The sequence below is a fragment of the uncultured Endozoicomonas sp. genome, assembly GCF_947495845.1.
Lineage (GTDB): Bacteria > Pseudomonadota > Gammaproteobacteria > Pseudomonadales > Endozoicomonadaceae > Endozoicomonas.
Genome location: NZ_CANMAO010000058.1, coordinates 1 through 5,997, shown reverse-complemented (window position 1 = coordinate 5,997; position 5,997 = coordinate 1). Strand labels below are relative to the sequence as shown.

Sequence of the window (5,997 nt, the reverse complement as noted above, 5' to 3'; positions counted from 1 at the left end):
CTATCAGAAATTGATCGCTGGTGCTTTTTTTCATTAAATCAGTTCATTTTTTACCCACAGATATCCCTGAAGAGCCTAATTTAAAAACAGAATTGGTATTAGAGGGCAATCTTCTGGAAACAGTAGAAAATAAAGCTATCGTGCACCTAAAGATTTTACCCTGAATTGTCAAATGTAGGATAGATGGTAATACGTCCATTTTGCATAACCTGCTGGTTAGCCTGACTAACGCATTCAATGTGTGAAGCTGCGTCGTAAAGTGGGTCAAGCGCTGGGGGCTCAACACTACTCAGGGCTCAGAATCTTCTGTGGACGGGAGTTCTACGACGCTCTGGTGGCTCATGAGTATGTGAAAGAGCTGGTCCTAGTGAGCCAGTTTGATGCAGTTCTACAAACGGTTACGGTGGTGAGCTTGCCTGCTGAATGGAGATTGCAGCGAGGTGATTCAGTTCAATCCGCCGATCAGCAATGGACGGTGGATTGCAAACTGAAAGACAACGGTCAAATGATCTGGTGGCGGCTCCATGAAGCTTGATCTGGAATTGGACAGCACTGTGGATGAGCTGATTGAACAGTTTCACTCTGCACCGGAGATAGTCAGTAAAGCCATCGCCCGATCTCTTCGCAAACTCTCCCGGTTTGCAGAGCGCAGAGTACTGAGAGAGTTAGCAAGACAACAGAACATCACTCAGAAGGTGCTGAAGTCTCTGGGGCGAGTCAGGGTGTCACTTTATAAACCCGGCGATCGGGCATCAAAGCACTACAGCCTGGTGATTTGGATTGGTGCTCTGGATATCCCTGCTCACTATCTGGGTAAGCCAGTGCCGTCTAAAACAGGGGTGAGAACTGGCCGCCATTTTTGGGAAGGCGCCTTTCTGATGCAGCCGGTGAATGCTACCCATCCCATGGTGTTCAAACGAAGAGACGATTGGCAGCACAAATTCCAACGCTCTAAAAAATCCGGTCGCATGATGTGGATGGGCCTGCCATTGGAAAAGAAAGAAGTGGCTATCTGGCATTCGGCCAGTGACGTGTTGCGGAAGCTGGAACCGGTACTGCTTGACCGGTTTGCCACGTTGATGGAGCAGGAGCTCAACTATGTCTTCAACATCGAATCCTGAAGCCAGAATTGTTGAAGCGCTTGTTTATCGTCTGACTGAAGTGACATCGACTGTTCTATTGGGATACTCCGCGCTCGGGTTGAATGATGAACTGCCCACTCCGGCGATGTTGGTTCAACTGGAATCTATACAAGAGCAAGGCCGACAGGGCAGCCGCAGAAAAATGAGCATGGCGTTGAATGTCAGTGTGGTGATCAAAACGGATGAAGACAGCACTTACACTTTGATGGACCTGACCCGCTTGGTGAGGGAGCTGTTCGCCAGTAGTGAACGATTTACACCAGAAGCTCGCACTGTTCAATTTAGTGAAACCCAGTTCGATATTGCCCCGAATCATGGTCACCTTTCCTTCGCAGATATTCAGCTGACCATCGATGTCATTCTCTAAATCTATTCCCAAAACACCCTCAAATGCAGGAGCATCCTATGTCCACAGTGGATCGTAGCTTTATTGGCGCAGGTAGTATTCATATCCAGCCCTATGACCAGTCAGCCCCTTTATTGCCCATTGGCAATGTCAGCGAGTTTACCTTCAGCTTTGAAGAAGATCGTAAGGAACTGAAAAACTATCTGGGTGGTGGGGGTAATCGCAATGTTATCAGTCGAGTGTCGGGTATTACCGCCAATGTTGTCGCCCATGACTTTACCGCTAGCAATATTTCACTGGCACTGCGAGGTAATGTCACCAATGGCAGCACCAGTGCAGTAACGGATGAAGAGTTGGTCAGTCATGGCGTTGTCGGTGAATTGATTCCGTTTAAACGACTGCCGGATCGGGAACAGCCAATTACGGTAAAAGACAGCTTGGAAACAGCACTGGTGGCCGGAGAGGATTACGAACTGACCCAGTCCGGTATCAAAGTCATTGATGGCGGTGGAATTGATGATCAAGGCGTCAAAGTCAGTTACACACCGTTGGCCACTAACATGGTCCAGGCATTGGTGGAGTCCGGTCGTGAATTCGTTCTGTTTATGGAAGGACTGAACGATGCCCAGGAAGGGTTGCCCTTCAATATCCGGGTTCACCGTGTGAAGTTTTCTCCAGTGCAAAACCTGGGCTTTATCTCCGATGACTTTGCCAATATTCCACTGCAATTAGATGTGCTGTCGGACCCAACCGTTACTGGCCAGGGCCTGAGTCCCTTCATGCAGTTGGATCTTGCCCGATAACCCACCGAGTCGCCTATGCCTTCCATCAAAGAAACCGCGCTTCGGCTGGTACTGAAAGCGCGGGATACCCTGTCACGTCCGGTTAAAGAATCAGCCGCTTCGCTGGAGTCCCTGCGTGGTGAAGCGAAAACGCTCAAGAGCCATCTTACTGAGTTGGGAAAACAGCAGCGGTTACTGTCGTCTTTCCAAAAGCAGACAGTGGCCGTTCGTGAAGCGGGCAGAGCATTCAGGGAAGCAGAGGGTAAGGTTGAAGGGTTAGCGCGGGAATATCAGCAGGCTGAGAAACCCACCAAGACGTTGCAGCGCCGGCTTGAGTCAGCCAGAAAATCGGTAACGGCTGCCAACCAGTCATATCAACAGCAGCGGCACAAACTGGCTGAGTTACGTCAGGGGTTAAAGCAAGCTGGGCTTTCAAACCGTGACTTAGCGCGGCAACAGGACAGAGTCACCCGGGAGGTTCAGGAAACATCTGCCGCTTTTGGTAAAGCAACCCGACGAGTAAAAGAAGCCTCGCGGAACTTCCGACGTTCTGGTTTAAAAAATGTAGCCAGAGATGCTGAAAAGGCATCATCGAGTATTGGTCGTTTAACCCGACGCTTTGCCGGGTTGGTGGCGGCGACAGCTGGACTGTACACCATCAAGCGCAGCATTGAGTCAATTCTCACCACGGGTGATAAGTTTGAACGTCTCAGCGTTCAGCTGGAAGCCATCATGGGCTCCATGGCAGAAGGCGACCGGGCACTGGCCTGGATCAAAGACTTCACTAAGAACACACCTTTCCAGTTGGAAGAAGTCTCCGAAGCTTTTGTACGACTAAAAGCGTTTGGTCTCGATCCCATGGATGGCACGATGCAAGCCATAGTGGATCAGACTTCCAAACTGGGCGGTGGCTTTGATCGGTTGCGGGGTATTTCTGTCGGCATCGGGCAAGCCTGGGCCAAGCAGCGCTTACAGGGCGAGGAAATCCTGCAATTGGTTGAGCGGGGCATTCCGGTCTGGGAAATGCTTGAAAGCGTCACCGGCAAAAACGCCCTGGAGCTTCGCAAGCTATCAGAGGCTGGCAAACTCGGACGTGATGTTATCGCCGAGCTTATCAAGGAGATCGGTAAAAGCGCAGACGGTGCTGCGGCTAAGAATATGACGCTACTGTCTGGTTATGTCAGTAACTTGAAGGATAGCTGGAGCTACTTTCTGGATGAAGTTGCTGACAGCGGCGCTCTTGAATATGTAAAAAATCTGTTGGGTGATCTGGCACTGAAAATCGAGGCGATGAATAAAGATGGCCGGATTCAGGCTCTGGCACAGAAGATCAGCGATGCGTTTGTTGCCATGGGTAATGCCATCCAGGATGCACTGTCGGGTATTACCTTTGAGGAATTTGTGACCAGGCTGCAATCCGGCTTTACAACGATCACCACAGTGATGGATAAGCTGAAAACCACCTTTACCATCACCAGCAGCACTGTCTCGTTTTTCTTCAACAGCTTCTCGTTAGCGGTCAAGGGTTTTGCTTCTGCATTTCTTTATACCATCGGTGAGATCATCTACGGCTGGGGAAAAATAGCCGAGGTGATGGGTGCTGATGACATTGTCAAAAGCCTGCAAGGTACTACCCATTATCTCCGTTCTCTTGGTAATGAGTTCGCCAAACAAACCGCAGAAGATGCCAATGATGCCAAAGACTCTCTGATTAGCATCTACGATGAACTGTCCAGAAAGCATCAAAACAGTCAACAAGACATACGTCGTGAAAATAAAATAACGGCGGAGATGATTCGCAAGGAACAGAACCGTTATCAGGAAGTCATCGAAGAAACGGGCAATGCCGCAAAGCAGACTGCAGAAACCACCAAAACAGCATTTGCGGATGCAGCAGATGCCATCAATCAGATCAACGGCGCAGAAACCCGAACAGAGTTAGCCAGCCTTGGCGTAGCTATTGCGGAGGCGTTCACTGAGGGTACGCTTTCCCTTGAGGAGTACACCAAAGCCACGGAAGCGAGTCGGCAAAAACTGGCCGAGTTAGCGGCTGAATCAGAAAAAACCAAAGAAGCATTAAAAGACACCGGTGATGTAGCAGAGTCATCCGCGAAGCAGCAGGAAACCTCCGTTCAAAGTATGGCCGGAGCCATGGCCGTGCATTACAACCATCTCACCTCTGAATTAATGGGTATGAGTGCAGCCGCCCACGATGCCTTCGTGAATATGGGCAATATTGGAAGTGTCCAGGCTAATACTGCCATCGATGGAATATCGGAACTCAAAAATCAACTTCAGGAAACTAACGATCAGCTGAATAAGCTGAAATACAACCCTGTTGGCGATTTTGTCGGTATATCCACCTGGATGACGGAAACTGCTAGAAACGCAGCGTTTGTTAAAAAGGAATTTTTACAGCAAAAAATTGCTCTGGAAGAACTATTGGGAAGCTATGAACAGGGCGAAGTCACTGCTCGACGTTTTGTACAACAAGGAGAGCGCACCGCTGAAACTCTAAATCTGCTCAATAACCAGGATCTGGATCGCCTCAATAACGCCATTCTCTCCGCAGAACAAACCATGTCGCAATTAGGCGACAGTTCACGCAATACCCTCGATAGCCTGCAAGATGAGTTAGATCAACTTCAGGGCAAGCAGGATGATATTGAGAAACGCCGTTATGAAAACCGACAAAATGACCTCAAAGCCCAAAAAGAAGAAGCAGTTGTCAGTGGCGACCAGCAGGCCATCAAGAACCTGAATAAAGCTCTACAGGTCAGTGAACAGATATACAGCGAGCGACGCAAGCAGGCACAGCAAGAAAAAAGGAATGCTCGTCAACAAGATCAGGTTACCCAAACAGCAACGCCGACCAGAATTGAAAAACAATCACCACAGAAAGTGATCCGGCTTGAATACCCAAATGGTGGTGTGAATGTGGGTATTGCGCCTACCGATGAAATCAAACTACTGGAAGCTCTGAAAAACGCAGGTATGAGGACGCTTTAAAGGGCAGCCTTGAGCGAAAGGATAGCGCTATGCAGCTGGATGATATTACCCTGCCAGATGATTTGCTCTGGGTTAATGAGTTCGACTGGAACCCTGTAGAGCAAAATATAGAGCGCAGTTTGACCGGGGCTTTGTTGGTGCAGGAAAGTGAATTAAAGCAAGGTCGCTCTATTATTCTATCTGGCAATGGTGAGGCTGGTTGGGTTTCCCGACTGATGGTCAAGAACCTGTTTGCTCTCTGCAAAGCGGCCAATAAAACCATGACGTTGACGCTCCCGGATAGCCGACAGTTCACCGTTATCTTTGATCGCTCTAACGGTGCTCCCGTAGAAGCACAGCAGGTCTTACCGTTCGCCTATCCAGAGGACAGCGATCAATATCTTCTGACCCTTCGATTACTGACCGTTCACTCAGGGTGAGATAGGTTCGATCGGGACTGTAAATATTCCTTCAGTTTGACGACTGAAAAGCGGCGGGGGAGAGGAGAAATGGATGTTGATCCAACCTCATTATTCTTGGCTATATTTGTTTTTCGTATAAGGGCAGCAGCTTGCTTACCAGCGATTTGTGCTTGTTCTCTATCACCGGTTCTTCTCAAAACTGCTTTGTAAACCTTCTGGTAAGCCTTCCCTATCTCGGACTGTGCCCAAGCTTTTTGGGAAGCCTTTCGTTTCTCGGACTGTGCGTAAGCCTTCTTGCAAGCCTTCCCTTTCTCGGA

General features: G+C 49.1%; 7 protein-coding genes. 6 read left to right on the top strand and 1 reads right to left on the bottom strand.

Annotated features, from left to right (window positions below; translation table 11 throughout):
- Positions 1 to 241: 241 nt before the first annotated feature.
- Genes Q1B11_RS19840 through Q1B11_RS19815 form a run of 6 tightly spaced genes read left to right on the top strand, consistent with a single transcriptional unit; the run spans position 242 to position 5,698 of the window.
- Complete coding sequence (locus Q1B11_RS19840) at positions 242 to 535, top strand: major capsid protein (protein ID WP_299735684.1); 294 nt, start codon at positions 242 to 244, stop codon at positions 533 to 535.
- Positions 525 to 1,121 carry a hypothetical protein gene (locus Q1B11_RS19835; RefSeq protein WP_299735682.1) on the top strand — a complete coding sequence of 199 codons (597 nt, stop codon included), beginning with the start codon at positions 525 to 527 and terminating at the stop codon, positions 1,119 to 1,121. Before Q1B11_RS19840 ends, Q1B11_RS19835 begins: the two co-directional genes overlap by 11 nt.
- Positions 1,099 to 1,509, top strand: coding sequence for a hypothetical protein (locus Q1B11_RS19830; protein ID WP_299735680.1), 411 nt, complete (start codon positions 1,099 to 1,101; stop codon positions 1,507 to 1,509). The genes Q1B11_RS19835 and Q1B11_RS19830 overlap by 23 nt, the downstream gene beginning before the upstream one ends.
- A gap of 38 nt (positions 1,510 to 1,547) precedes the next feature.
- Positions 1,548 to 2,291, top strand: a complete 744-nt coding sequence (locus tag Q1B11_RS19825) for a hypothetical protein (RefSeq protein ID WP_299735678.1) — start codon at positions 1,548 to 1,550, stop codon at positions 2,289 to 2,291.
- A 15-nt stretch (positions 2,292 to 2,306) separates the two neighbouring features.
- Positions 2,307 to 5,279, top strand: coding sequence for a tape measure protein (locus Q1B11_RS19820; protein ID WP_299735676.1), 2,973 nt, complete (start codon positions 2,307 to 2,309; stop codon positions 5,277 to 5,279).
- 29 nt (positions 5,280 to 5,308) lie between these two features.
- Positions 5,309 to 5,698 (top strand): hypothetical protein, encoded by a 390-nt coding sequence (locus Q1B11_RS19815; RefSeq protein WP_299735673.1) that lies wholly within the window; start codon positions 5,309 to 5,311, stop codon positions 5,696 to 5,698.
- Here Q1B11_RS19815 and Q1B11_RS19810 read toward each other — a convergent pair.
- A partial coding sequence (locus Q1B11_RS19810) for a hypothetical protein (protein WP_299735670.1) occupies positions 5,686 to 5,997 on the bottom strand: 312 nt, incomplete at its 5' end. The two genes, Q1B11_RS19815 and Q1B11_RS19810, sit on opposite strands and share 13 nt — an antisense overlap.